Source organism: Mycobacterium sp. P7213 (assembly GCF_900604305.1).
Taxonomy (GTDB): Bacteria; Actinomycetota; Actinomycetes; order Mycobacteriales; family Mycobacteriaceae; genus Mycobacterium.
Genome location: NZ_UWOA01000060.1, coordinates 1 through 24,789, shown reverse-complemented (window position 1 = coordinate 24,789; position 24,789 = coordinate 1). Strand labels below are relative to the sequence as shown.

Below are 24,789 nucleotides of genomic sequence, written 5' to 3'. Positions count from 1 at the left end.
GAAGAGCGGTGGACCGCCCGGCAACCCCGGAATCCCCAGGTTAGGTAGCGGTGGTGGCGGGAGTGCCGGCGGCGGCGGAGGCGGTGCCACCGGCAGGGGCGCCGGCGCCCGCGGGGCCGGTGCCTGCGGGGCCGGAGCGGGAGCCCGCGGCGGAGCCGGTTCGCCGGCCGGGGCAGGCGGGGCCGCCGGCGGAGCGGGCGCCGGGGTGACGACAGCCGCCGGCGGCGGTGCCTTTGGGGTGACGACATTGGCCCGCACGTCGGGGCGGTCCTGATTGGCCGCCCGCATTCCCACAGCCAAGGCGACCGCCAAGCCCAGCACGCCGATCACGAACAGCGCCGCGACCCCGCCGGTGACCAGCATCGGCTTGCGTTCCCGCGGCTGGATCCCGGTGCCGAAGTCCAGCATCCGGGAGTCGACGAGTTCGGGATCGTCGGCCAGACCCGGAAGCGCGCCGCCCAGAACCACACCGCTGTCCGGAAGCGCGCTGTAGGCCAGCGGCTCATTGTCGCTGGTGGCGTTGTAGTCCACCTCGTCGTAAGCGTTCCCGCCGGGCGCGATGTAGGCGTACCCGACACCGGCCAGCGCCGGGTCCAGCTCACCGGTGCCCGGGTCCTGCGCCCAGGCCTGCGCCCGGGTGGAGGACGAAAACAGTGGGGCATGCGCGCTGGCCAGGGCCGCGCCGCGCGCCAACGCCATGTGCGGTTCCTCCGGCACGCTGACCGGCAGCTGGGTGGCCTTGTCCAACTCCGGTTTGATCATCGCCACGTTGACGCCCGAGCCCACCACGAACAGACCGTCGGGGTTCGACTCAAGCCGTTGCGCACCGGCCGCCAGTTCGGTGATCTCACCGACCGCGCTCTCGTCGTCGTTGGACAGCGGCTGCCGGTGAATCTCGGTGATCGAGCCGTCGTCAGAGTTCACGACGGCCAAGGTGGCGGCTTCCGGCTCGACGAACAGCAGAGCAGTCCGGGCGTAGCGCGTGGCACTGCCCACCGACTGGGCCAGCGCCGCTGCGGCCAGAAACGCCGACACCAGCATCACGTTCTCGACCTTCCGGCCGGCCAGCGCCTCGCGCAGCGCGTTCGCCTCGGCCGGATTACTCCAGGTCACACCGGTGGAGCTGAGCTCATAACCGCCCTCCCGGGCGCCCTCGCGGGTGCCCAGGATCGCCGACACCACCCGTTCCGGCGCGGTTTGGGCACCGTCTACGACGTCGAAGTCGTCGTGCTCCACGGTGACCCCGTCGGCGTGCTCGCCTTCCACCAGCACCATGCGGACCGCCGAGGGCGCCACCGACACCCCGAGTACGATCTCCACGAAACCTCCCCTGCCACTGCTTATCGGCCAGGTATGCGGGCCGAACCCCCACCAGGGCTGGCCGATACCGGCTTCATCGCAGCCGCGTGGCGGCGTCAGGTCCGAGGGCTAACCGGACTTGATGAAGTTCTGATACGAGCGGGACGGCGTCGGCCCGCGCTGGCCCTGATATTTCGACCCTACGCGCGTACTGCCGTAAGGGTGCTCCGCCGGACTGGTCAGCCGCAGCAGACACAGCTGGCCGATCTTCATGCCGGGCCACAACGTGATCGGCAGATTCGCCACGTTGGACAGCTCCAACGTGATGTGCCCGGAGAAGCCGGGGTCGATGAATCCCGCGGTGGAATGGGTCAGTAGACCCAGTCGGCCCAGGCTCGACTTGCCCTCCAGCCGGCCGGCCAGATCCTCCGGCAGGGTGCAGCACTCCAGGGTGGAGCCCAGCACGAACTCGCCGGGGTGCAGCACGAACGGCTCGCCCGGCTTGGGTTCGACCAGCGTGGTCAGTTCGTCTTGTTGTTGAGCCGGGTCGATGTGGGTGTAGCGGGTGTTGTTGAACACCCGGAACAGGCTGTCGAGGCGGACGTCCACGCTGGACGGCTGGACCAGCGCGTCGTCGAACGGGTCGATGCCCAGCCGGCCAGCAGCGATTTCGGCCCGCAGATCGCGATCGGAGAGCAGCACGGCACGAGCGTATCGCTCGGCCCGCCGGCTGGGCCGGATGACCAAGCCGGTGGTGGCCACCGAGTGTGCGCATAGATTCGGCTTGCGGCCGATCGGCCAACGATTCCGCACACTCGCGGAGCGGGTGGGCGCCCGGATGCTAGCCTGCTAGCGCACCAGTGCCGATGTAGTTCAATGGCAGAACATCAGCTTCCCAAGCTGAATACGCGGGTTCGATTCCCGTCATCGGCTCCACGCTTTTATCGGCTACCAGCGCCCTCGGGAAAACGGCTCACTTGACCCACGGCACGATGGGCACAAAGGGCCGGTTGGCGTTGTGCCAGAAGTGCTCCAGAGCCGTCACCGCGGTGTCGTGCGTGATCAGCCAGCGGCCGCCCTGCTCGGACAGCACGATGGGCTCGGGCGCGCTCTCCTCGTGAAAGCCCCCGACCGAGGTCACGGTCGCACCGGCGAAGTTGTCTTGCGCGGGCTGGATATCGGTCACCACGAAGTGGTACGGCAATAATCCGGCCTCTTGGGTCTCGCGCAGTCGCTGATCGATCGTCTGGGCTTCTTCGGGACTGAAGCCGGGGGTGACGACGTTGCCCTTGTTCGCCGCCGGGATGTCCGGGTTGGTCAGCTCGGCCATCGCGGCCAGCACTTCGTCGGGGGTGGGCACGGGCTCGGCAGCGGCGKCGGTTGCGGGTGTAGCGACGCCCGTGAGCGCAGCAGCAAGCACGATCGAGGCGGAGGCGATTCTCATGGCCGCAAAACTAACTTCGCCGTGTGTCAACGATGTTTTCCCTGTGCAACAGCAAATGAAATCTGGTGAGGCCCGCATCTCGCTCCAGATTGACCCTTGCGCTCCCCCGGTGCGCTATCTAAACTGACCGTACAGTTCATTTACGGAAGGGCGACGACATGAGCGTCTGGTTCATCACAGGAGCTTCCCGCGGGTTCGGCCTGCAGATCGCACGCGATCTGTTGGACCGCGGCCATCAGGTGGTCGCGACCGCACGCGACGCGGCCACCGTCACCGAGGCACTCGGCGAGAACGACAACGTGCTTGCCGTGGCCCTCGATGTCACCGACGAGACCCAAGCACGCCAGGCCGTGCAGGCCGCGGTGGACCGCTTCGGCCGTATCGACGTGCTGATCAACAACGCCGGCCGCGGGCTGCTGGGCGCCGTCGAGGAAGCCACCGACGCCGAGGTGCGCGCCGTCTACGAGACCAACGTGTTCGGCCTGTTGACCGTCACGCGCGCGGTCACCCCGGTGCTGCGCGCACAGCGATCCGGCACCATCGTCAACATTTCCTCGGTGGGCGGGTTCGTCAGCTCCCCGGGGTGGGGCGTGTACGCCTCCACCAAGTTCGCCGTCGAAGCACTCTCCGAAGCGCTGCATGCCGAGCTGCAACCCCTGGGAATCCACGCCATGGTGGTCGAGCCCGGCTACTTCCGCACGGACTTCCTGGACTCCTCGAGCTTGCAGATCCAGCAGAACACCATCGACGACTACGCCGAGGGGCCGGCGGGCAAGATGCGCACGACCGCAGCCGACCGCAACCACGACCAGCCTGGCGACCCGGTCAAGGCGGCGGCAGCCATCATCGACGTCGTCGAGTCCGAGCGGCCCCCGGTGCGCCTGCTGCTGGGCAACGACACCATCGCCGCGGTCGAGGGCAAGCTCGCCCACGTGCAAGCCGAATTGGCCCAGTGGCGCGACGTCTCGTCCTCGACCGACTTCGACGATGCCGCCTGAAACCGTCGGTGGGGCCGGCGAATACATCTTCGCCCGCCCCACCGGCCCGCGCAGCGACCGCATCCACCAGGCCATCTTGGATGCGACCGCACGACTCCTCGACGAGGGCGGCTATGCCGCCACGACGGTCGACGCGATCGCGGCCCGGTCCGGGGCCAGCAAGGCCACCATCTACAAACACTGGCCGTCACGAACTGCGGTCGCCGCCGAGGCTTTCGGCGCGATGATGGCCCAGGATCTGCCCTTGCCGGACACCGGAAGCGCCGTCGGCGACCTCACCGAACAAATGGTGCGCGTCTCGGCGTTCTACGCCAGCAGCCGCGGTGACGTCTTCGCACAGTTGCTTGCCGCCTGCGTGGAGGATGCGGCGGGCGCGGTCTATTTCCGCGAATACTTTCTCGATGGTCGCCGCGCCGCCATCACCGAACTGTGGCAACGGGGAGTCACCCGCGGCCATGTTGACGCCGACATCGCCATCGACGACGTCATCGATCTGCTGTTCGGTCCGCTGATATTTCGCCGCATGACCGGGCATTGCCCGCTCACCGAGCACCACGCGCGGCGGCTGGCTGAAGTCGCGCTGCGCGGCGCACTCGCCCTAAACGCCCCCGGCGCCGGCTGATCCCGCCACAATCACCGGTATGGGCCTGTTTCCGAAGTCGCACGCCACCCTGACCGACGTCGAGGTCGCCGACGCTCTGGGCCGCGCGGTCGCGGTCATCGACCCGCTGCTCGACCTGCTCGCCGAGGCCGATCCGATCGGGCTGCGCAAACGCACCCGCCGCCTGCTCACGCCGCCTCGTGGCCTGTCCGATCGCCTCCGCCGAATTCGGCTGCGGCGGCGCCGTAACGAGGCCGGTCGCGGCCCCAGCGTCACCCACCGCGCCCTGAACGCCGGGGCCCAGCTGATCAACGCCGCGGATCTACCGGGCACCGCGGCCTGGGAGCGGATGAGCCGCGAGCAACGCGTGCACTGGTGGGTGCACCGGGTGGGCGCGCTCAACACCGTGGTGGTCGCCTCCCCCGGGGTCTTCGGCTGGCTGACTCGAGTGGTCCCGGTGGGCGAGCTGGCGGGATTCATCAACCACGCCATCGTGTTGTGCGCGCTGGCCCGCGAATACGGCGTCACCGACCGCCGTGTGCAGGTGCGGCTGCTTGCCGAGGTGTTGTGCGGGCGGCATCTGCCCGAGAACGTCGACGTGCCCACACAGCCCGATCCCGCGCCACTGCCGCAGACGCCGCCGCCGGGGTGGAAGCCGCTGAAGTCGATCTCGTCATCGACCCCGGTGGTGATCACCCGGACCATCTGGCAGCTGGCCGGCATCCTGCGGGCAACGTTCGACGAGGTGAGCAAGCGCCCGCACCCGAAGAAGCTCTACCAGCGCCTGGGATCCCTGCCCGGCTTCGGTTTGTTCGCAGCCTATTTCGGCGAACGGGGCGCACTGATTCGAGCGGCCGACCAGGGCGTGGCGTGGCTCGAGGCCCACGAAGGCGGCGCCGATCCCGCCAAGACCGGGGACACAAGCCCGCTTTAGAAAACCCGAATCCAGTCGACGAGCATCTCCGCGGGATAGCTGCCCGGTCGTGGATCGCCGCCACCGGAACCGGCCACCGCCAAGTTGAACACCGAAAATACTTGGTATCCAGGGTTATTGAACGGCCAGTCCGCGATCGAATTCGCCGGAACCGAAAAGTAGGGTGCCGCACCGTCGACGTAGTCGCGCCAGAACCGGATACCGTCGGCGTCCCAGCGGCACCGCCAGGTGTGCCAGGCGCTGTCCATCGAAATCTGTTGGGTCGCCCATTCGGCACCGTTCGCTTTTGTGTGGACGGTGGTCGCCGACGGCCAATTGCCGTTGCCGTACCACTCCAGCACGTCGATCTCGCCTTGGTCTTCGTTGCCCATCCACCAGGCGGGCCAAGCCCCGGCGGTGAGGCAGTTCAGCTTGATCCGGGCTTCCCAAGTGTGCCCGATACCGCCCATCCACCGGCTCTGGACTTTGCCGCTGTAGTAGGTATCGCCGTCTTTGGCGGCGCGCAACACGAGGTTCGACTTGCCGTCGACGAACACGTTCTTGCGGTCGTCGCGGTATTGGCCGACGTTCTCGGGGCGCTCCCAAAACGTCGGGTCCTTCATTGATTCCCGCGCCCGTGCCACCGCCCACTTCGCCGGATCCGGCGCGGAACCGGCCGGACCGTCGAACTCGTCGCTGAAGAGGTAGTTCTGCGAGGGGGCCGAGGGCAGTGGATCGACGGGCCCGGGTCGGGCCCAGGCCTCCGGCAGGCGCATCGCGGCGGCGAGCATGCCGATTCCGGTCGTCAACATCAGGCTGCGTCGATCTATCTCGGCCACCTTCGCATGAAACCACTACCCGGCCGGGGCATCAATGGAAGTGTTACCGCTCCCATAGAACGAGCGAGCCGGCCGGGGATCACCCCGACCGGCTGGCGTCAAGTGACGAACCGTTCCTAGAACACCCGCACCCAGTCGATCAGCATGTCCGCCGGGTAGTTCCCCGCCCGGGCGTCGCCGCCACCGGATCCGCCGATGGCCAGGTTCAGAATCGGGAACACGGTGTAGCCGGGGTCGTTGAACGGCCACTCCCGGCCGGGTTCCTCGATGTTCTCGATGCCGACGGCCGGAACGGAGAAGTACGGCTCCTTGCCCTCGACATAGTCCTGCCAGAAATACATCCCGCTCTGGTTCCAGGTGACCCGCCAAGTGTGCCAGTTGTTGTCGACCGGGTAGGCGAAGGTCTCGAACGCCGTGCCATACGGGTTGGCGTGCACAGTGGTGCCCGACGGCCACTCGCCGTTGCCGTACCACTCCATCAGGTCGATTTCGCCCTCGCGGCCCGGGTCATCGTTGGACAGCCACCATGCGGGCCAGGCACCGGAGGTCTGGCAGTCCAGCTTGATACGCGCTTCCCAGGTGGTGCCGATGCCGCCCCGCCAGTTGCCGTGCACCAAACCGCCGAAGTAGTTGGTGCCCTCCTGCGTGCCGCGGATCACCAGGTTGGATTTGCCGTCGAGGAAAACATTCTTGCGGCTGTCGCGGTACTGGTGAAAGTACTCGGGCCGGTCCCAGCCGACGGGGCGACGGATCGGGGTGCGGTGGTTGGAGATCGTCCACTTCGACGGATCGGGCGCCGAGCCGGCGGGTCCGTCGAACTCGTCATGCCAGATGAAGCCCCCGGGCTTGGCGGCGGCCGTAGGCGCGGCAGGCGCAGCGGGATCAGCCGGGGCAGACGGCGCCTGAGCCGGGTCGCCCGGCGCTCCAGGACCCGCCGGAACGGCTCTGGCCTGGGGGGTGGGGGCTGCGGCAGCCAATGCGCCGGCACCCAGCATCATCATGATCTGGCGGCGGTTCATCTCGGGCACGGTGGCAATCTAACCCACAGCGCACCGGTGTCAAACAACACAAGCCCGCCTGCGTGGCCTATGTCACCTCTGAGTTGGCTCGCTGCCGTCGGCACCGTCGTCGAGCACTCCCACTGCGATCCCGTAGGGCAGGAACCGCACCCGGCGTTTCGGGTCGGGATTGCGCTGGCTGGCCCGCAGCGCATCGATCTCGGTGGCGTAGACCTGCTCGACCCGCGCCGCTCCGTCGTCGCCGACGGTATAGATAGCCCAGACTCCATCGCCGGTCTCGCCGGTGGTCGCCGGCTCAGCCCGCGCAGCCCGAGCAAGGTCGGCGAAGATCGCACCCCAGCCGGCCCGGTTGCTCCCGGCAGAGCCGAACGTGCCCGAGAAGCGGTCGAATGCGGCACGCAGTCCCTCGCCGGCCTCACGCATCATTCGATCCAAATCCTCGGAATCGAATCCGAAGGCGCCGTTGTCGCCCATCGCGAGCCCCTTTCACCGTGGTCGCCACACCCCAGTGTGCCTGCGCGGGGCAGATCCGGCCACGGTCTCGGCGAGACCGTCCGGTGTGGCTAGTTCTCCGGAACCGTGATCGGAATGGGAATCGGGACCAACGGAATACGCAGGTATTCGGTGGTCATCGGCACGGTGGTGGTCGGCGGCACCGTGGTGGTGGGTGGTTCGCTGGTCGTCGGCGGAACCGTCGTGGTCGGCGGCGCCGTGGTCGTCGTGGGCGGAGCCGTCGTGGTTGTGGTGGTGCTGGTCGGCGGCGCGGTGGTGGTCGTCGTGGTGGGTGGCGCCGTCGTGGTGGTCGGCGGCGGCGCGGTGGTGGTCTGGGGCGGCGGCGCTGACGTCGTAGCCACCGGCGGCGGTGCGGGAGCGCTGGGCTGCGGCGGCGCGCTGGGCTTCGGGGCCGGTGGCACCACGGCGCTGGTTTCAGGAACAACCGGCGTCTCGTCGTCCTGGCCGCGGGTCAAGCTGTACAGCGCCCCGGCAACGGCGATCAGCGCCACCACGATGCCCACCATCAACACCAACCGCGGTAGCCGTGAAGGCGCTCGACGGCCTGAGATCGGCGCAGCGGGCACCGCAACTGTCGGACGGCGTCCGGTACCCGGATCTTGGTCGTAGTAGGGGTCTTCGGCATAAGGGACGTAGGGCACCGGTTCGGCAACAGCGCTGCCGTCCTCCTGCGACCAGGCGAACGCGTCCACCACAGCGCCGGAGCCGGGAGCAGACATCACGGTCGGCGACATGTCGGTCGCGTCGACGGCTTCTGCTTCCCTGGTGGCCTCGTCGTCCTGCGGGTCATACATAGCTGACTACCTTGGATCGACAACGGCTGGAATGGCCTCACCATAGGCGGGGCCGAACCGTTCAGGATCGCCGACACACCGGCGGTCGGCGGGCTATCAGCGGATTCACACCACGGTCAGCGGTAACGATTTGCGGGTGCGGAACACGAAATCCGCACCGCTGCTGACCTTGGTCACCATCACCTCGGGCAGTTCTTTTGCCTCGACATCGGTCTCGGTCAGTCGAGCCGTCCATTGATCTGCTGCCCCCTCGACCTCGACCCGCAGACGCGGGTTCACGGCGGTCGCGATGGCCTGCAGCGGATTGACGTTCTGCGGCGAGCACAGCGTGATCCAGGCATGGTCGTCGTGGGCGGGCGAGGGGTGCACCGCGATGGTGTTCTCGCCGAAGTCGGCGCGCACGTAGCCGGTCGGGTTGAGCAGTGGGTGCAGTTCAAAGGTGCGCAGCGCGCCGTCGATGTCTGCGGGCAGTTTCAGCGCGTTCTTGATCCGCTGGGCGCCCAGCCCCGCCAGGCCGGTGAGTTGGCGCCGCCCCACCGATGCGGCCAGCTCGTCGGAGTTGGCCCGGGCGCGGACCGCGAGCGCGAAGGACAGGTAGAGCAGGTGCATCTGCAAGCACACCTCGTCGGCGATGCGGACCAGCGCCGAATGGGAGAACGCGCTGAAGTCGACGTCGGTCAGCAGCGGTCCGGAGTAGTCCGCCAGGCCTTCGTCGGCGGCATCGATGTCGTCGAGTTGCCAAGTGGCGGCCCGGCTTTCACTGATCACCGCCAGCGCGGGAATCGGCTGGGCCGGCGGGTAAGACTCGTCGATGATGACGGTCCAGTGACAGTGCGGTTGCCGGTCCGATGGCGTGCGAGGTGGCCGGTGTACGGGACGGCACTGGGCGTGGACATTGGTGGCCACCGCGGTGGCGTCGAAGGTCGGGTCCTCGATGGTGTGGCACATGCCGAAGACGTAGTCGTCGCCCATCGGCTCCACGTCGAGCAGCGCACCGCAGCTGGCCAACTCGAACTCGCCGTTCCAGCGGTCGTGGACGGTGAAACGAAAGTCCATGAACTGCGGCGGGGAACCGATGTCGAACTGCAGGCCTTTGAAGATGGTGAAAACGTCGTTGCCGGTGTAGCCCAACGCGCGCTGCATGCGCTGGGTGTAGATGGGGCTGGCGCCCGCCCATTCCTCGATGGCGATCTGCACCATTTCCTCGCGGCCGAACTCCGAGATGCACCAGGCCATTCCGGACCGGTCGATCATGTGCCCGATCAGCAGCAGTTCGGGCACGAGCACAGCCAACTCGTCGCGGGACAGCGACGCATACCTGGATTCGGTCACGCGCTAAAAAATAGTTGGATCTATGTTATAAAGTCAACAATGTCTATTCCTGCTGGTTCCGCCCGGGTTTCGGGGCCCGCTGGGCCGACCCGGCGGACCAGCTCGCCCCGCAAGCGCGGCGACGACACCCGTGCCCGGATCATCGACGAGACGGTGCGCTGCATCAGCGAAGAGGGTTTCGGCGCAGCGACCGCCAAACATGTCGCCGAGCGGGCCGGCGTGACCTGGGGTGTCATCCAGTACCACTTCGGGGACCGCAACGGCCTGTTGATGGCCGTGGTCGACGACGGGGTGGCCGAATTGCTGACGAGCCTGTCCGCCGTCGACGTCAGCGAGCTGGGACTGCGGCAGCGCATCGAAGCCGTTGTCGACACCGCGTGGCGCTGCTACGCCAGCCCGACCTCGCTGGCCGCGTTCGAGATCCTGCGGGCCACCCGCGGCAGCTTAGGTGAGCAGTCCCACGAGCACTTGATCCAGATGAACACCGCGATCAACAGGCTAGGCCGGCTGGTCTCCGACGACCCCGCGGATTCCGGTGTGGCCGAGGTGATCTGGGCAGCGCTGCGGGGAATCATATTGGCGCAGATGCTGATAGGCGGTCCCGTCGACTGGCACACCGAGCGACGGGTGTTGCTCGACATGGTGGCCCACTACCTGCAACGTGATCGAGGTCAGCCGATCGAGCGTTAGCCGGTCCGCCAGTGGGCCGGAAGCGGCTGACCCTCACGCTGCCGGGTGTGATAAGCCCACGACGACGCCAGCCAGCCACTGCCATTGGTCAGCGTCGTGATCGGCTTACCGTCCTGATCGTCGTTTTTGCCGTTGGTCTTCGGATTGCGGCGAGCGTTGGAGTCGGGCGTTGCGCCTTGGCCCGCCGTCGTTCCCATCATCGCCTCCTGACATGCCATTCCCGGCGGCAGCCCGCCGGCGACCGGCAACGGGGTTTCGGCGGCAGCCAGCGTGAAGGCCACCGGCTTCATCTCCGGGGCAGCAGACGCCCAACTCGGCGGCACCGACAGCCCGCCGACCGGGAGCGCCCTGCCGACACCGGGACCCATCGCCGGCGTGGTGGATGCCGACAGCACCCCGCGCGGTCCGATCCCCTCGAAGGTCAACGCACCCTCGGCACCGCCGCGGACATACACCAGACGCCCCCAGCCGGCGCCGTTGCTCACCACGGTGTACAGGCTGGAGTCGAAACTGAGCCCACTGGAGGCGACGCTGGTGAACGGCGACACTTGGCCCAGATCGGCGACCAGGGTCTGCCACCAGGAGGGCGGGTCGGTGGCGGTGGCCGCCGGATGCAGCACCTGCTGCAGGGCCGTCTGCAGGGCACCGTTGAGCGGGGCCGCGGCGTGACCGTCGGCGACCGCCTTGCCGACCGCGGCCGACTGCGCACCGGGTCCGGCCGGGTTGGTGGTCTGCGGGGCGTGGTCGAGCGCCGGCAATGCGCTGGCCGGCATCGCCGCCGCCGCGTAGCCGTACATCGCGACGGCGTCTTGGGCCCACATCTCGGCATACGCAGCCTCGGTGGCGGCGATGGCCGCGCTGTTCTGACCGAAGAAATTGGTGGCGACCAGGGCGGCCAGCAGCGCCCGGTTGGCGGCTATCACCGGCGGCGGAACCGTCGCGGTGAACGCGGCCTCGTAGGCGGCGACGACGGCCTTGGCCTGGATCGCGGTCTGTTCGGCATTGGCGGCGCCGGCCTGCAGCCACGCCACGTAGGGCGCTGCAGCGCCGGCCATCGCGACCGACGCCGGACCGGCCCATGCCTGGCCGAGCAGAGCCGAAATCGCTCCGGAGTAGCCGCCCGCGGCGGTCTCCAATTCGGCGGCCACAGCGTCCCAGGCGGCCGCCGCGGCGAGCATAGGTCCCGCGCCGGGGCCGCTATACATCCGGCCGGAATTGATCTCCGGGGGAAGCAGCCCGAAGTCCATGGCGGCCACTAGCCAGCAGCCGGCGGACGCGGCACCACGGTCCGGCGCGCAGTGGCCGCGCGCGACGTCGCCGCACCCAGACCGCGACCGGCCAAGGTGCCGAGCATGGTCTCACCGAACGCCCCACCTGGCACCCCGGTGGCCAGGGCCGGCGCCGCCGACACGGCGGGGGCCGGTAGCGGTGCTCCCGCCGAAGTGAGCGTGACCGGCATCGCCCAGCCGTGCGGCACCGACAACGCCCCGATCTTGAGCGCGGTACCGGCGCTTGCCGACGACCCGACACTGCCCAGTCCGGCACCCAACCCGGCACTGCCGAGTCCGGTTTTGCCCAGCCCCAGGCCGCCCAGCCCCAAACCGGCCGGGCCGATCTTGGGTGGGTGCAGGATTTCGTCGAGGCCGCCGGGGTTCTCCGCCTGAAACGCCGCCAGACCGATCCCGTTGTTGACGTTGCTGAGCATGTTCGCCGTTCCCGACCAGCTGGTCATCGTCGCGCTCATGCCCTGGGTGGCCAACCCGGTGAACGGCGATACCTGCCCGATGAGCGAAGTCAGCCAACTCATGAAATCCGTCGGGCCGGCGGCCGCAGCATCCGAAGCCGCCTGGGTGACCGCGGTGGACTGTGCGGCCACCCCGGCGCTGTTGGTGGTCTGCGGCGGCTGGTTGAACGCGGCCAGATTCGCGGCGGCCGCCGAAGAGCCGGCGTAGCGGTACATCGCGGCCGCGTCCTGCGCCCACATCTCGGCGTATTGACGCTCGGCTTCGGCGATCGCCGGGGAGTTCTGCCCGAAGAAGTTCGTGGCGACCAGCTGCGCCAGCAGGACTCGGTTGGCGGCGATCACCGGTGGCGGCACCACGGCGGCCACCGCCATCGAGTAGGCCTCCGCCGCGGCGGTTGCCTGGCGAGCCGTGGCTTCGGCCTGAACGCCGACACCACGCAGCCAGGTCACATACGGCGCAGCAGAGGCCGCCATCGCCACAGCCGACGGGCCGGTCCACCCCCCGGTGACCAGTCCTGAGGTCACTGAGTCGTAGCTGGACGCGGCGGTCTGCAGCTCAGCGGACAGGTTCTCCCAGGCCGTAGCCGCGGTCAGCAACGAACCCGATCCGGGTCCGGAATACATGCGCCCCGAATTGATTTCCGGCGGAAGCACACCGTAGTCCAGGAACATCACACCCCCTCGGCGCGAGCCGTTTTGTGGCCAGCTGATTGTTAGCTTGCTGGGAATGAGCAAACGCCTGATCGGTGAATCGGAGGTTAAGGTTGGGCGTTCAAACGGGAGAACATCTGTGAATTGTGATTTCTCCAGCTACTTTCCAGGCACTTGCCAGGCTGGCGGTATTCATCTGGCGTTCATGTCGTCGCTGCGACGGATTAATCCACGGCGAGAATGCTTTGGCACTGTGAAACACGCCCGATGGATCGTGACCGCGGCGACCGCCGCGGCCCTGACAGGCCTGGCCCCGACGGCCTATGCCGAACCCGATCCCGATGCCACATTCATCAGCACCATCGAACAGGCGGGGATCGAGTACACCAACGCCGCCGACGCGGTCGCCGTCGGCCGGGAAGTCTGCGCCTATCTCGGGACCGGCCATCACGTAGATTCCGCGGCACGCGCCGTGCGGATCTCGAATCGCAGCATGTCCGTGAAGAACGCCGCCCGGTTCGTGACGTTCTCCCAAGTGGCGTTCTGCCCCGACTCGATCACCGATTGACGACAAGGAAGACGATGGCCATTCGCATGCCCCGCACACTCGCCGTAAGCGCATTCGCGGTGGCCGGCCTGCTGGGCCTGGCTGCACCGGCGGTTGCCGACACCGATGACAACGGCTTCCTCGGCGCCCTCGACAAGATGGGCATCTCCTACCCCGATGCCGCCGACGCCGTCGCCGGCGGGCATTCGGTGTGCGAATACCTGGCCGGGGGGCACTCGCCCAATCAGGCGGCCAAGGCCGTGAAGAACGCCAATCCCAGCCTGACCCTGACCCGGGCGTCGCAGTTCGTCAGCATCGCCCGAGCGTCCTACTGCGAAGAGGGCTGACGGACTACTTTGCGATCGCCATGACCGCGCCCGGTCGCAGCCACTGAATGATCTGCACCAGCTTGGCATCGTCGATCGCCACACAGCCCGCGGTCGGGCCGCCGTCGGTGGTGTGAAAGAAGAAGGCGGCGCCGTCCCCGGGGGTACGAGCGGTATTGACCCCCATCACCACAGCGTGCTTGTACTGCGGGATCTCGAGGTTCTCGCTCTCACTGGTGTCGAACGCACATTGCGCCTTCTTGCACACCTGCATGGTGTTGAACGTCGGGCTGTGGTCGTCACCGTCCCACCAGTGATCCGGTCCGACCTGTACATACTGCAGTCCCCCACCGGGGTTCGGCGCGGTGCCGAACGCATACGGCAGGGTGAATACACCCATCGGGGTGGCCGGATAACCGCTCTTCGCCTTGGCTGCCATGCCGGCCGAACCGACATGAGTCGGTATGCCGGCGGCCACCGGCTGCCAGCCCGTCGCGCTGCGCTGGTAGACGTCCATCTTGGCGTCCGAACCGCCCACTCCGACAACCGAAATCACCTGATTGGCATTGCCTACCGAACGGGCAAACCAGGGAATGACGTCGGCTTGGGCTCCCGGGGCCGCGGCCAGCGCCGCAGCAACCGTGCACAGGGCAGCGCTGAACACGCTCACAAGTCGGCGCATTCACTCATCATCTGTGCATGTCAGGACCGGGTCAAACACCGCTCACGGCGTGCCGGGGTTCAGGTGGCCGCTTTCACGACGCGGTGTTCACGACCCCTGCCGGCGCGGCAGGTCTTCGACCGGCGCCTCGGCTTTGAGCAGGCCACGGGACGACAGATAGTCGCGGAAGTACTCACGATGTTCAGCACACGTCAGCCAAACCTTGCGCCGCTCGGGGGTGTGCAGCTTCGGGTTGTTCCACAGCATGCCGTACACCGCGTCGGCGCTGCAGCCCTTGCGGGAGCACACGAGCACATCGACCGGGTCGGCGTTACTGCTGGTCATGATGGCCATCCTGCGGCGCGCCGGCGGATCCGGTCAACCCCGGTCGCCGCCACGGTTGCAGGGCCAGAGCCCACGCCGTCAGATAAGCCCAGCCCAGCGCCCAGCCGGCCAACACGTCGGAGGGGTGGTGCACGTTGAGCGCTACCCGAGACACACCGACCGCCGCCACCACCAGCACGCCGGCGCTCACGGCCCCCACCCGGGCATTGCGCCGCAGGGCGGGCAGCGCCAACAGCACCAGCGCGCCGACACCGATCATCACTCCCAGCGCGTGCCCGGACGGAAACGAGGTCGAGCTCGCCGAGACCAGAGCCGTCACCGGCCGCGGCCGCCCGACCGAGCCCTTGGCCACTACCGTCAGCAGACCGCTCGCCTCCACCGAAACCAACAGGAACAGCGCGGCGCGCAGCCGGTGACACAGCACCGCGACCAGGGCCACCACCATGCCCACCGCCCGGAACACCGCCGGTGCGAAAACCGTGGAGATGCCATCCCAGAACCGGACCCAGATCGGGTGTTTGACGGCGACGTCGTAGCTCGCGTCCAAGGCGGCGGTGTCGACCTCGGCCAGCCAGGTCCAGCCCTGCCGATAGCCCACCAACATCAGTACGTAGACCGCCACCGCGGCCGCCATCGAGATCAGTGCCGCGGCACGCGCGGTCGAAGGCGACACCAGTTAGTTCCCGCCGCGGGAAGTTTCGCCACCGCGTAGGTCCGGCCAGGGTGGGCGGCGCAGTACTGCCAGAGACGCGATGACCGCGGACAGCAACCCGGTGAGCACCCCGACCAGTGCGATCCGATTCGCGTCGACCGCGGCCACCCACTTGGCCTGCTCGCCGCGAATCACCATCACCCCGAGGGGTGTCGCACTCACTTTCGACCCGTCCGGGCCTGACGCGGTCACCCGTGCAGCGGTGATCACCGTCGCCCCATCCGCGGTCTGGTGGGGTTCGCCGTAGACAAGGTCTGCGGCGGCACCGGCTGAGAAGTGGTCGAGCAGTTGCGAACGTTTCATGACGAGCGTCCCTTCGTGTGGCTCCTACCATGATCCCGTGGCTGATCCATCGTTCACCGTGCAGGAGCGCCAAGCCGTGTACCGGGTGATCGCCGAGCGGCGCGACATGCGCCGATTCGTGCCCGGCAGCACTGTCGAGTCCGACGTCCTGGCGCGCCTGTTGGCGGCGGCCCACGCCGCACCGAGTGTGGGCCTCATGCAGCCGTGGCGGTTCATCCGAATCACCGACGGCGCCCTTCGGCAGCGGATCCACGCCTTGGTCGATGAGGAACGTCATCGCACCGCCGAGGCACTGGGCCGCCGCGAGCAGGAGTTCCTGGCGCTGAAAGTGGAAGGTATCCGCGAGTGCGCCGAACTTTGGGTGGTGGCGTTGCGAGACGGCAGGCAGGCACACATCTTCGGTCGCCGTACCTTGCCGCAGATGGATCTGGCGTCGGTGTCGTGCGCCATTCAAAACCTCTGGCTGGCGGCCCGCGCAGAGGGGCTGGGCATGGGCTGGGTGTCGCTTTTCGAACCTGCGCAGCTGGCGCAGCTGCTGGGCATGCCCTCGGATGCGGAGCCCGTGGCGATCCTGTGCCTGGGTCCGGTCCCGGAGTTCCCGGACCGGCCGGCGCTGGAGATCGACGAGTGGGCCTACCGCCAGCCCTTGGGCGAGTTTGTTGCCGAAAATAGCTGGGAAACAACCGCATTACACCCGGATTCCAGCGTCCAATGATTCTCCGGACCGGCGCGGGCGCAGCATCTTGCGATGAGAAGCACCCGGCCCAGGCGGTAGGTGCCTTCCGCCTGGGCCGTCGTGACGACTGGACTACCTAGATGTCCAGGCCGAGGAACGCGGCCCCCGGATCCATCAGCGCGGAGGCGTCGAAGCCCTCGAACAGCGCGCTGAGGTCCACGTTCCCCAACGGTGTCACCAAGATGTCGGTAACGGTGCCCTCGGCGCCCTCCAGACCCGGGATTGCGGTGTAGACGTTGACGAAGCCGCCACCGAAGTTGAGCACGTCATACACCGAGCCGATTGCGGGCAGATCCCCAGTGCCCACACCGGTGGCGGCGGTGACGCCGTCGACGGTGAACTCGTCTCACGTCGGTGTGTACGGGCGCGTTCATTCTGGCCCGGGCCGGCCTGCTCAGCAGACGTCGCGCGACCACCCATTGGCGCCACACCGCGCGGCTGGCGCGCGCGTTCCCCGACATCGACGTCGAGCCGGACGCGATCTTCGTCCGTGACGGCCACGTCTTCACCTCGGCGGGTGTGTCGTCGGGCATCGACCTGGCACTGGCCCTGGTCGAGCAGGATTACGGCACCGAACTGGCCCGTCAAGTCGCCCGCGCTCTGGTGGTATACCTCAAACGTGCTGGCGGGCAATCACAGTTCTCGGTCCTCGTGGAGAGCGATCCCCCACCGGGGTCGGCGCTACGTGGCGTTCTCGATTCGATCGCGGCTGATCCCAGTGCCGAACACAGCGTGAAAGCCCTTGCCGCAAGAGCATCGATGAGCACACGTCAGCTCACCCGACTGTTTCACTCGGAACTGGGATTCACCCCGGCCCGCTACGTCGAAACGATCCGGATAGACATCGCCCGGGCAGCGCTCGACGCGGGTCACAGCGTCACAGACACTGCACGCCTGGCCGGCTTCGGCAGCACCGAGACGCTGCGGCGGGTTTTCGCCAGCCACTTCGGCATTTCTCCGAAGGCATATCGAGACCGATTCCGCACCACCGGGGCCAGGCGCCAACCGGACCCCGGGCCGCGCACGTGGTCGGGCGAAGGCGGCCATGTCCGAATCGTGGCAACCGTCTCAGCCAGTGACTCCCGCGGATCACGGAACACCACGCCGAGGTAACGTTCGGCCGATGACTCGCCACGACGAAGCCGCCGCGGTCCGCCAAGTCTGGTCGGCGCTGGGACTGCCGGGAATCATCGACATCCATACCCATTTCATGCCCAAGTCGGTGATGGACAAGGTGTGGAAGTATTTCGATTCGGCCGGCCCGATGGTCGGCCGGCCCTGGCCGATCAACTACCGCATGGCTGAGTCCGATCGGGTCGATACGCTGCGCGCATTCGGGGTGCGCCGGTTCACCTCGCTGGTGTACCCGCACAAGCCGGAGATGGCGGCGTGGCTGAACCAGTGGGCAGCCCAATTCGCCCGCGACACACCGGATTGCCTGCCCACGGCGACGTTCTATCCGGAACCCGGCGCGGCCGACTACGTTAAAGTCGCCATCCATTCCGGAGCCCGGATCTTCAAGGCACACATTCAGGTCGGCGACTATGACCCGACTGATCCGCTGCTCGACGAAGTCTGGGGCGTGATCGAGGACTGCGGCATTCCGGTCGTCATTCACTGCGGCTCCGGTCCTCGGCCCGGCCGCTTCACCGGGCCCGAACCGGTTCGACGGTTACTACGCCGCCACCCCCGGCTGGCCTTGATCGTCGCGCACATGGGCATGCCGGAGTACGACGAGTTCCTCGACATCTGCCTGGAATCCGAAGCGGTACACCTCGACACCACGATGGCGTTCACCGCGTTCGTTGACGAGCTGATGCCGTTCCCGACCGGCGCTGACCCGCGTTTACGCACCGCGGGTGAGCGGATTCTGTTCGGCAGCGACTTTCCGAACATCCCCTACGGCTATCGCGAGGCACTGGACGCCATCCTCGCGCTGCCGGGCATCGACGACGCCTGGCTACGTGGGGTTCTGCACGACAATGCCGCACGGCTGTTCGCAACCGAGTTACCATCCGGTTGACGTCGCACCGGGGTCCGCAGGACCGGGGCGACCAACACCCGCGAAAGGCCGGCCACCGTGAGCACTGACGTCACCCCGCTCAATCCGCCCATCCCGATTCCCGATGTCCCCGGTGCCGACGCCGGCGAACATGGCTTGCCGCACCGCAGCGAGTTGTCGTTGCGGGAGAAGGCGATCGTGGATGTGTCGGCCTTCGCCGACATCGGCCTGCGCACCGCGGTCGCTTCCATGGTTGCCGCGGCGATGGTCCCGTCGGTGCTGACCACCGCGGTGGGCCGCAAGCAGTCCCGCCAGGAGCGGGAACGGCTGGCGTACTACGCCGAGCTGGCGTCACACCATGACCCGATGCGATCCTTTCCCGCGCCTGCGGAGCTGCCGAGGGTCTCGGCCCGGCGGGCGAATCCGATCGCGGAGCGGATCGCCCGCGGCACGGTCGAAAACGTCTCGTTTCGCAGCGGTTTCGAGGCGGTCAATCCGGCGATGCGCGACTCGTGGCGTGCCCTGGGGAACAACAACACCGCACGGTTTCAGCATTGGCGGCACGATGACGGGCCGCGGCCGACACTGTGCGTCATCCACGGATTCATGGGGTCGCCCTACCTGTTCAATGGCCTGTTCTTCTCGCTGCCGTGGTTCTATAGAACCGGCTACGACGTGGCCTTGTTCACGTTGCCCTTCCACGGGCGGCGTGCTGAAAAGTACTCCCCCTTCAGCGGATACGGCTACTTCTCGCACGGCATGTCAGGCTTCGCCGAGGCGATGGCCCAAGCGGTTTACGACTTCCGATCGATGATCGACTATCTGGAGTCCACCGGCGTCGACCGCTTCGCGTTGACCGGTCTGTCGCTGGGCGGTTACACCAGCGCCCTGCTGGCTGCCGTCGAACCTCGATTGCAGGCGGTCATCCCCAACGTTCCGGTGGTTGCCGTGGAATCGGAGATCCGAGACTGGTTTCCGGCCAACCTGGTGCTCCAGGGCGGCCAACGGCTGGGGCAGGTCGCCGGCGACGAGTTCGTCGCCGCGACCGCCTACCACTCGCCGCTGAACTATTCCCCGCTGGTGGCCAAGGAACGGCGACTGATCATCACCGGCCTGGGGGATCGGCTGGCACCGCCGGAGCAGTCCGAGATGCTCTGGCACCACTGGGATAAGTGCGCACTGCACTGGTTTCCGGGAAACCATGTGCTGCACGTCAGCCAACCGGCCTACCTGCGCAGGATGACCGCGTTCCTGCGGCCATACATGTTCTAGCCCGCCGGCCCTACGGCGGCGACCCCGCTAGTGCGCGGCCGCAACTGCCGTCGTGACAGGCCACCGCAGGCCGGCGATCTCGTCGCCCGACACCGTGGTGTGGCCGTCCAACCGGACGCCGGACAGCGGATGCAGACCCAGCAGCGCATTGCGATGGTTACCCTGCTGCGGCAGCAATCCGGCCAGCGGTGCACCACCGTCGGGTGCCGGGCCGGTACGCAGCGCGCAAGCCGCCGCCACAGTCTGCTGACCGTCGGCCTCGGCGACTTCCAGCACCGTCCAGGTCTCATTGGCGTTGACCGCCTGAATTCGGCTGATCGTGTCGGCCAGCGCAGCGTCGATCCCCACCTGGTAGGCGGCGACGTGGTCACCCGAGCCGTCGACAACCGACCGCCACGCCTCCCGAGCACCCGCGTCGATCAGCGACGGAATCTCAGTGTCGGCGACGATCGCGGTGTCCCAACCGATTTCGCGGAGGTGGTCGGCGAGGCGCCGCACGGCGATGTCAACGGTCCGCTGCAGCGGGATTGACGCCGACCGGGCCTGCAACGCCGCCAGGTTTGGCGCGGCCGCGTAGGTAAGGCCGATCCAGGTGTCGGTGGTTCCCGCCCCGGCGCGGCTGGTGATGCGCACCGCGTCGGCCCGTAGGCCGTACCGGTTCAGGTAGCTCGCGATCAGCGACACCGGTACCGCGTTCCCGGCCGCCGAGGCCGTGATTCGCAGCGCCGCGGTCGCGCGGGCGCCGGCAGCGCTCCTACGGTCGGTGTGCGCGCCGCCGCGTGAGCGCAGCATCGACAACCGGCGATGAGCGATCGTGGTGAAGTGCAGGCCACGCCACCAGCCGAGCAGCAGGATCGTCACGATGATGCCCACGGCGAGCGCCCAGCGCTGCGCGGTGGTCTCCCAGGGATTCGCCATCACCGCGGGCACAACGGCCAACAGCACCAAGGCGATCCGGGCCGGTCCGGGTCGGGGAATGGTGGTTCGGTGCGAGCTCACAGCTGGTTTTCCTTTCGTCGGCGAGCAGCCGCGGCGCCAGTGGCGACGGCGGCGACCAACCCGGCCAGCAGCGCGGTTCCGGCGAAGGCCACGATCCGCGGCGCCGGGTCCTCGGGTTGCGGTGCCGGGGGTGGGGAGATCTTCTTCGCGGGTGCGGCCGCCGGGTCAGCAGCCGGGGGCAGTTCCCAGGTCAGGGCGGCCACCGGGTCGATGGTCCCAGCGCCCACCAGAGCGGACGGTGCGCGCGCGGAGTTGTGGGCAGTCGCCACGATCCGGTGCGCGACCTGCATCGCGGTCAGGTCCGGGTAACGGCCGCGAACCAGCGCGGCCACGCCGGCCACGTAGCCCGCGGCGTACCCGGTACCGCTGAGCGGCACCAGCCGACCTTGGTTGCCCGGCAGCGCGTTGGCCAGTCCACCGTCGTCGCGGTTGCTCACCGAGACGATCTCCTCGCCGGGGGCGGCCACACCGACCCACGGTCCGGCCATGGTGAATCCGGACGGCTGTCCGCTCGATGACAGTGCGGCCACTGACAGTACGTAGGGGTGCCACCACGACGGTACCGACAGGGACGTCACTCCCGCCCAGTTGCGCGGGTCCTGCGGGCGACTCAGGTCGGTGAGCGGATTGGACTCGCACGCCTCCCCGCCACCGCCGACCGAGCCGGTCTGGCCGGCGTCTCCGGCGGCCGCCACGATCAGCGCGTCCTTTTCCACCGCCGCGTAGCGCAACGCCGCACCCAGCGCCGTCTGGTCGACGTTGCGGTCGGCGGGCAGGCAGGTGGTGGTGGAGACCGTGATGACCCGCGCACCGAGGTCGGCGGCGTGCACGATGGCCCGTGCCAGCGCGGTGATGTCGGTGATCACCCGGGTCGTCCGCGGGTCGTCTCCGCCCAGCCGCGGCGAGATCGCCGCGGAGGCGGTCCGCAGTGACAGCAGCCGGGCGGCCGGGGCCACGCCGGAGAAGCCGTCATCACCGGGCTGGCCGGCCACGATCCCCGCAACCAGCGTTCCGTGCCCGTCGCAGTCGGTCAGGCCGTCGGTCGTGCCGATGTAGTCGCCGCCCGGATCCACCGCCCCAAGGCGAGGACCCGGCCGTACGCCGGTGTCGATGACGGCGACCGTCTGGCCCTCGCCCCGGGAGAACTGCCACGCGCTGGGCAGGTCGAGCAGGCGCTGTCCGGCGGGCGCGCTGCTGACGTTGCTTCCGGGCATCAAACCTGAACTGACGCAGTCGCCGTGCTGTTCCATCGGCGCGACGGGGCCGGGCGTTCCGCTGGGCGGCGGCACGGTCGGGTCGACCGTCGGCGGGGTGATTGCCAGAGCCGGCGCGCTGGTCAGCAATGCTGCCAGCACCGCGATCCCGGCACCGCGTACCGCCGTGCGGCTACGGCTGCGCTCTACGGCAACGGTCATCGAGACAGAACCCAGGCGAAAATGCCGACCAGGTAGGCCATGACTGGGATCAAGGTGGCGTCGACGCCGGAAGCCAGGAAGCCCACCAGGCGACGCACCGGCAGTGAGTAGCTGTCCGGCGATGCCACAGACGGGCTCAGGGAGACTACTGCCCATACCGCCACCAAGGCGGCCAGCACCAGTACCGCGCCGAAGGCGGCCGCGAATCGGCCGGTGGCCGCGTAACCGACCAGCAGGGCAATCGCCGTCAGGTGCGGCTCGGCCAGCAGCCAGGCCTTGCACCACGCCGAGTCCCACACCCGGGCCCGCAGCACCGAGGCCACCCCGATGCCCGCGACCACGTACCATGCCCAGCCCGAAAGACCTTCGGGCACAAAGGCGATAGCAACAGAACCGAGCACAGCGAGCAGCACCGCACCGGCGATGAATCCGGTCTGGTGGGCGTCCGTGACACGGACCCGGCGAGGCAGGTCTTCAAGCACGCTCTCCGGCAGCGCAGACGGCGTCGGGTCACCCGGCGCCGGGATCACCGGCAACGGCAGCCGCGCCCACAATGCCGAAACCTGCGGTGCGGCAATGGTCAGCAGTAGGGATGCGGTGATCAGGGCAGCGCCCAGGGTGAGAGGCGGCAACTCCCAGAAGGACTTGACGGCAGCCGCCGCCAGCACTCCGACACCCACGACCACCGCGGCGGTGAAGAACGCGATCCCGCGCTCGCCACGACCACCCGGCGGCAGGATCAGGCAGATCAGCGACCATGCGCTGACCGCGGCGGCGCCCAGCACCACATGCGCCGGACCGAATACTCCAGGCACCGCCAGGGTGCCCACCGCGGCGAGCGGCACCAGTGCCGCAATCGACAGGGTCAGTGCGGCTTCGGCCGAACGCGTGCGGCACAGCAGCGCAGCGAGCACCGTGAGCAGGGCGATGGCCCCAGCCGCGAACAGACCGGTGGGTTCGCCGGTCAGGGCGCGGTGCGCCGCCGCGAGCCCGGTGGCGGCGACGATCAGCCCCGTCCCGGCAGCCAACGACGCACGTTGAATGTGCTTGACCCCCCAGGGCTTACGCCGAGATGCCGAGAAGATGACGGCTGCGTCGGCGATGTCCTCGATGATGCCCGGGGCGGCCGGACCGACCGGCACCGGGCGTAGGGCCAGCAGGTCGCCGTCCACGACCCCGACGGTGTCCAGGCTGGCGTCCAGGCTGAACGGTGCACCGCCGACCGGCGCCAGGCTCAGCCGCGTCGCACCGGCAGGCTCGGCCGAATCCACGGAGTCGCCGGCGTCCGGGGCTACCAGGCGTTGCACCGCCGGCAGGATTTCGCGCAGCGGCAACTCCGCGGGCACGGCAATCTCGGTCAGCCGACTGTCGGACAGGACCGCGATGCGGACAATCGGCATGACGGCGCTGGTCAGCGCCGGGGCTTCGGTCATTGGTGTTTCCTACTCTTTTCTGCGAGGACGATCTTCTCGCTGCCTTAGGACAGCTGGTTGGTGAAATCTCTGGACAGGCGCTGACCGGGGAACCACGTGCCCTCGGGCAGGGTGGCGGTCAACTGTTCAATCGCGACGGCAGTCGCAAAGTCGGTTCCAGGCCGGAAGGTCGAGACCCATTCGCCGTCGAAGGCCCGCGAGGGGGTGACCAGGATGCGGCCCGCCTCGGCGTCAACCAGGCTCATCCCCACTTCGGTGGTGGTGTGCCGACCGTCTCGGGCGCATCCCGCGACGACCTCGACGTAGTGCCGCGGTCCGGTGAACACCGACTCGACGATCGGCCGCGCTGAGGCGGGAATGCCCAGGTAGTCAAGCACTTCGGTGAGCGGGGCACCGGCCCGCAGTCGTTCGTCGGCGCGCGCACCGACCCGGGCCGGCAGGGTGAACTCGTCGAACCGGGCCGGTGGGCGTTGCCGCAGGCCTGCTCCGAGCACCGGGACCAGCAGGCGCGGGTCGTCGATGTCCATCACGGTGAAGGTGACCAGTTGTGCATTGCGCAGTGCCACCACCGTCCGGCCGGGCTTGCCGGTGTTCTGGTCACGGCGCGCGACGATGCCGCGCAACATCTCGGGGACCCCGCCGGCGGCCGAACCCACATAGCGCAGGTCCAGCCACCGGTCGGGGAAGCACACCACCCGGATCCATTCGGCCACGGCCGGATTGACCGTGCCCTCTGGCGAGACAACTCCCATCCGGGTGAGCTCGTCGCGCTGGCGCGCCATGAACGCGCCTCGCTCCCCGGCGTCCGTGTAGGGCATGGTGATTGCCAAAACCCACGGAAAAGACCCGGCACCCACGGTTTCCGCGATGTACCAGGCTTGCTCGACGGTCAGTTCGGCAGCGTTGGGTTCAGTACCCATCGCTGCCTTCCCTCATCGAGCGGATCATTGGGGTCAGCCCCACTTGGCGGCTTCGGCGGTGTCGCGCGCGTTCATCATCAAGGTGTTGGTCTCATGGGTGGAGGCCATTGCCCGATAGGCAAGCACCAACTCCTCCATCGCCTGATTCCACTGCGCCTGCCACGCCTGATACGTCATACCCGTATCGCCCTGCCACGCCGCCGACAACGCCGCCTGCTCACTGGCAATGTCAGCACCCACCGCCTGCAACGTGCCCGCATACCCGTTCATCTCAGCCGCAT

29 protein-coding genes, 1 tRNA gene and 1 pseudogene are annotated in these 24,789 nt (G+C 68.2%); 12 read left to right on the top strand and 19 right to left on the bottom strand.

The genetic code is table 11. The features are described 5' to 3' along the window. Together EJK91_RS18960 and dcd are read right to left on the bottom strand one after the other, a co-directional pair. Positions 1-1,320: DUF7159 family protein (locus tag EJK91_RS18960; RefSeq protein WP_125079683.1), on the bottom strand; the 1,320-nt coding region annotated here is incomplete at its 3' end. A gap of 108 nt (positions 1,321-1,428) precedes the next feature. Further along, positions 1,429-2,001, bottom strand: a complete 573-nt coding sequence (gene dcd / locus EJK91_RS18955) for a dCTP deaminase (RefSeq protein ID WP_024443368.1) — start codon at positions 1,999-2,001, stop codon at positions 1,429-1,431. Positions 2,002-2,161: 160 nt separating this feature from the next. Here dcd and EJK91_RS18950 point away from each other — a divergent pair. Next, a tRNA-Gly gene (locus tag EJK91_RS18950) sits at positions 2,162-2,235 on the top strand. 37 nt (positions 2,236-2,272) lie between these two features. Here the strand turns inward: EJK91_RS18950 and EJK91_RS18945 are convergent. Beyond that, positions 2,273-2,743 (bottom strand): hypothetical protein, encoded by a 471-nt coding sequence (locus tag EJK91_RS18945; RefSeq protein ID WP_125079682.1) that lies wholly within the window; start codon positions 2,741-2,743, stop codon positions 2,273-2,275. A gap of 158 nt (positions 2,744-2,901) precedes the next feature. Here EJK91_RS18945 and EJK91_RS18940 point away from each other — a divergent pair, with 158 nt between their 5' ends. Genes EJK91_RS18940 through EJK91_RS18930 form a run of 3 tightly spaced genes read left to right on the top strand, consistent with a single transcriptional unit; the run spans position 2,902 to position 5,276 of the window. Next, entirely contained in the window at positions 2,902-3,741 is an 840-nt protein-coding gene (locus tag EJK91_RS18940) for an oxidoreductase (RefSeq protein WP_024443356.1), read from the top strand. Further along, positions 3,731-4,363, top strand: a complete 633-nt coding sequence (locus tag EJK91_RS18935; protein ID WP_046301472.1) for a TetR/AcrR family transcriptional regulator — start codon at positions 3,731-3,733, stop codon at positions 4,361-4,363. The genes EJK91_RS18940 and EJK91_RS18935 overlap by 11 nt, the downstream gene beginning before the upstream one ends. 19 nt (positions 4,364-4,382) lie before the next feature. Next, complete coding sequence (locus EJK91_RS18930) at positions 4,383-5,276, top strand: hypothetical protein (protein ID WP_024443354.1); 894 nt, start codon at positions 4,383-4,385, stop codon at positions 5,274-5,276. Here EJK91_RS18930 and EJK91_RS18925 read toward each other — a convergent pair. The 3 genes from EJK91_RS18925 to EJK91_RS18915 all read right to left on the bottom strand — a co-directional run bounded on the left by EJK91_RS18925 (position 5,273) and on the right by EJK91_RS18915 (position 7,587). Continuing rightward, positions 5,273-6,094 (bottom strand): glycoside hydrolase family 16 protein, encoded by an 822-nt coding sequence (locus tag EJK91_RS18925; protein ID WP_024443353.1) that lies wholly within the window; start codon positions 6,092-6,094, stop codon positions 5,273-5,275. The two genes, EJK91_RS18930 and EJK91_RS18925, sit on opposite strands and share 4 nt — an antisense overlap. A 116-nt stretch (positions 6,095-6,210) precedes the next feature. Further along, on the bottom strand, positions 6,211-7,113 hold the full coding sequence (locus EJK91_RS18920; protein ID WP_036458360.1) for a glycoside hydrolase family 16 protein: 903 nt from the start codon (positions 7,111-7,113) through the stop codon (positions 6,211-6,213). Between the two features lie 72 nt (positions 7,114-7,185). Then, a complete protein-coding gene (locus EJK91_RS18915) occupies positions 7,186-7,587 on the bottom strand; it encodes a hypothetical protein (RefSeq protein ID WP_024443351.1) in 402 nt (133 codons plus the stop codon). Between the two features lie 114 nt (positions 7,588-7,701). On the opposite strand from EJK91_RS18915, the gene EJK91_RS22185 reads away from it, so the two are divergent. After that, positions 7,702-8,235: a hypothetical protein gene (locus tag EJK91_RS22185; RefSeq protein ID WP_206430442.1), complete on the top strand. Its 534-nt coding sequence runs from the start codon at positions 7,702-7,704 to the stop codon at positions 8,233-8,235. A gap of 290 nt (positions 8,236-8,525) precedes the next feature. On the opposite strand, the gene EJK91_RS18905 is transcribed toward EJK91_RS22185, so the two are convergent. After that, positions 8,526-9,752 carry a hypothetical protein gene (locus tag EJK91_RS18905; RefSeq protein ID WP_125079681.1) on the bottom strand — a complete coding sequence of 409 codons (1,227 nt, stop codon included), beginning with the start codon at positions 9,750-9,752 and terminating at the stop codon, positions 8,526-8,528. A gap of 39 nt (positions 9,753-9,791) precedes the next feature. Here EJK91_RS18905 and EJK91_RS18900 point away from each other — a divergent pair, with 39 nt between their 5' ends. Beyond that, on the top strand, positions 9,792-10,442 hold the full coding sequence (locus EJK91_RS18900; protein WP_024443348.1) for a TetR/AcrR family transcriptional regulator: 651 nt from the start codon (positions 9,792-9,794) through the stop codon (positions 10,440-10,442). On the opposite strand, the gene EJK91_RS18895 is transcribed toward EJK91_RS18900, so the two are convergent. After that, positions 10,439-11,689, bottom strand: coding sequence for a PPE family protein (locus tag EJK91_RS18895; protein WP_125079680.1), 1,251 nt, complete (start codon positions 11,687-11,689; stop codon positions 10,439-10,441). The genes EJK91_RS18900 and EJK91_RS18895 overlap by 4 nt on opposite strands. A gap of 8 nt (positions 11,690-11,697) precedes the next feature. After that, a complete protein-coding gene (locus EJK91_RS18890) occupies positions 11,698-12,858 on the bottom strand; it encodes a PPE family protein (RefSeq protein ID WP_125079679.1) in 1,161 nt (386 codons plus the stop codon). A gap of 232 nt (positions 12,859-13,090) precedes the next feature. Between EJK91_RS18890 and EJK91_RS18885 the strand changes: the two genes are divergently transcribed. Next, entirely contained in the window at positions 13,091-13,405 is a 315-nt protein-coding gene (locus tag EJK91_RS18885; protein ID WP_024443345.1) for a DUF732 domain-containing protein, read from the top strand. A gap of 26 nt (positions 13,406-13,431) precedes the next feature. Continuing rightward, the gene (locus EJK91_RS18880; protein ID WP_036458367.1) at positions 13,432-13,731 is read left to right on the top strand and encodes a DUF732 domain-containing protein; all 300 of its coding nucleotides are present in this window, start codon (positions 13,432-13,434) and stop codon (positions 13,729-13,731) included. Positions 13,732-13,735: 4 nt separating this feature from the next. On the opposite strand, the gene EJK91_RS18875 is transcribed toward EJK91_RS18880, so the two are convergent. The 4 genes from EJK91_RS18875 to EJK91_RS18860 form a co-directional block, all read right to left on the bottom strand. Further along, the gene (locus EJK91_RS18875; protein WP_024443344.1) at positions 13,736-14,392 is read right to left on the bottom strand and encodes a L,D-transpeptidase family protein; all 657 of its coding nucleotides are present in this window, start codon (positions 14,390-14,392) and stop codon (positions 13,736-13,738) included. Between the two features lie 87 nt (positions 14,393-14,479). After that, on the bottom strand, positions 14,480-14,716 hold the full coding sequence (locus tag EJK91_RS18870; protein WP_024443343.1) for a hypothetical protein: 237 nt from the start codon (positions 14,714-14,716) through the stop codon (positions 14,480-14,482). Further along, complete coding sequence (locus EJK91_RS18865) at positions 14,703-15,389, bottom strand: phosphatase PAP2 family protein (RefSeq protein WP_206430441.1); 687 nt, start codon at positions 15,387-15,389, stop codon at positions 14,703-14,705. The genes EJK91_RS18870 and EJK91_RS18865 overlap by 14 nt, the downstream gene beginning before the upstream one ends. Before the next feature lie 3 nt (positions 15,390-15,392). Then, positions 15,393-15,731: a hypothetical protein gene (locus tag EJK91_RS18860; RefSeq protein ID WP_024443341.1), complete on the bottom strand. Its 339-nt coding sequence runs from the start codon at positions 15,729-15,731 to the stop codon at positions 15,393-15,395. Between the two features lie 37 nt (positions 15,732-15,768). Between EJK91_RS18860 and bluB the strand changes: the two genes are divergently transcribed. Beyond that, positions 15,769-16,446: a 5,6-dimethylbenzimidazole synthase gene (bluB, locus tag EJK91_RS18855; protein ID WP_125079678.1), complete on the top strand. Its 678-nt coding sequence runs from the start codon at positions 15,769-15,771 to the stop codon at positions 16,444-16,446. A 97-nt stretch (positions 16,447-16,543) separates the two neighbouring features. Here the strand turns inward: bluB and EJK91_RS18850 are convergent, their stop codons facing one another. Next, positions 16,544-16,774, bottom strand: coding sequence for a hypothetical protein (locus EJK91_RS18850; RefSeq protein ID WP_125079677.1), 231 nt, complete (start codon positions 16,772-16,774; stop codon positions 16,544-16,546). A 35-nt stretch (positions 16,775-16,809) separates the two neighbouring features. On the opposite strand from EJK91_RS18850, the pseudogene EJK91_RS18845 reads away from it, so the two are divergent. From EJK91_RS18845 to EJK91_RS18830, 3 genes and pseudogenes are all read left to right on the top strand, one after another. Then, a pseudogene (locus tag EJK91_RS18845) lies at positions 16,810-17,454 on the top strand (GlxA family transcriptional regulator); the annotation flags it as partial. 136 nt (positions 17,455-17,590) lie between these two features. Further along, a complete protein-coding gene (locus EJK91_RS18835; protein ID WP_125079676.1) occupies positions 17,591-18,490 on the top strand; it encodes an amidohydrolase family protein in 900 nt (299 codons plus the stop codon). A 57-nt stretch (positions 18,491-18,547) separates the two neighbouring features. Then, complete coding sequence (locus EJK91_RS18830; protein WP_024443338.1) at positions 18,548-19,741, top strand: alpha/beta hydrolase family protein; 1,194 nt, start codon at positions 18,548-18,550, stop codon at positions 19,739-19,741. 27 nt (positions 19,742-19,768) lie between these two features. Here the strand turns inward: EJK91_RS18830 and eccE are convergent, their stop codons facing one another. The 5 genes from eccE to EJK91_RS18805 all read right to left on the bottom strand — a co-directional run. Further along, entirely contained in the window at positions 19,769-20,740 is a 972-nt protein-coding gene (eccE, locus tag EJK91_RS18825) for a type VII secretion protein EccE (protein ID WP_125079675.1), read from the bottom strand. Further along, positions 20,737-22,155 carry a type VII secretion-associated serine protease mycosin gene (gene mycP, locus EJK91_RS18820; RefSeq protein WP_125079674.1) on the bottom strand — a complete coding sequence of 473 codons (1,419 nt, stop codon included), beginning with the start codon at positions 22,153-22,155 and terminating at the stop codon, positions 20,737-20,739. Before mycP ends, eccE begins: the two co-directional genes overlap by 4 nt. Beyond that, positions 22,152-23,570, bottom strand: coding sequence for a type VII secretion integral membrane protein EccD (eccD, locus tag EJK91_RS18815; RefSeq protein ID WP_125079684.1), 1,419 nt, complete (start codon positions 23,568-23,570; stop codon positions 22,152-22,154). Before eccD ends, mycP begins: the two co-directional genes overlap by 4 nt. A 62-nt stretch (positions 23,571-23,632) precedes the next feature. Further along, positions 23,633-24,508 carry an ESX secretion-associated protein EspG gene (locus EJK91_RS18810; RefSeq protein WP_125079673.1) on the bottom strand — a complete coding sequence of 292 codons (876 nt, stop codon included), beginning with the start codon at positions 24,506-24,508 and terminating at the stop codon, positions 23,633-23,635. Positions 24,509-24,541: 33 nt separating this feature from the next. Next, positions 24,542-24,789: WXG100 family type VII secretion target (locus EJK91_RS18805; RefSeq protein ID WP_125079672.1), on the bottom strand; the 248-nt coding region annotated here is incomplete at its 5' end.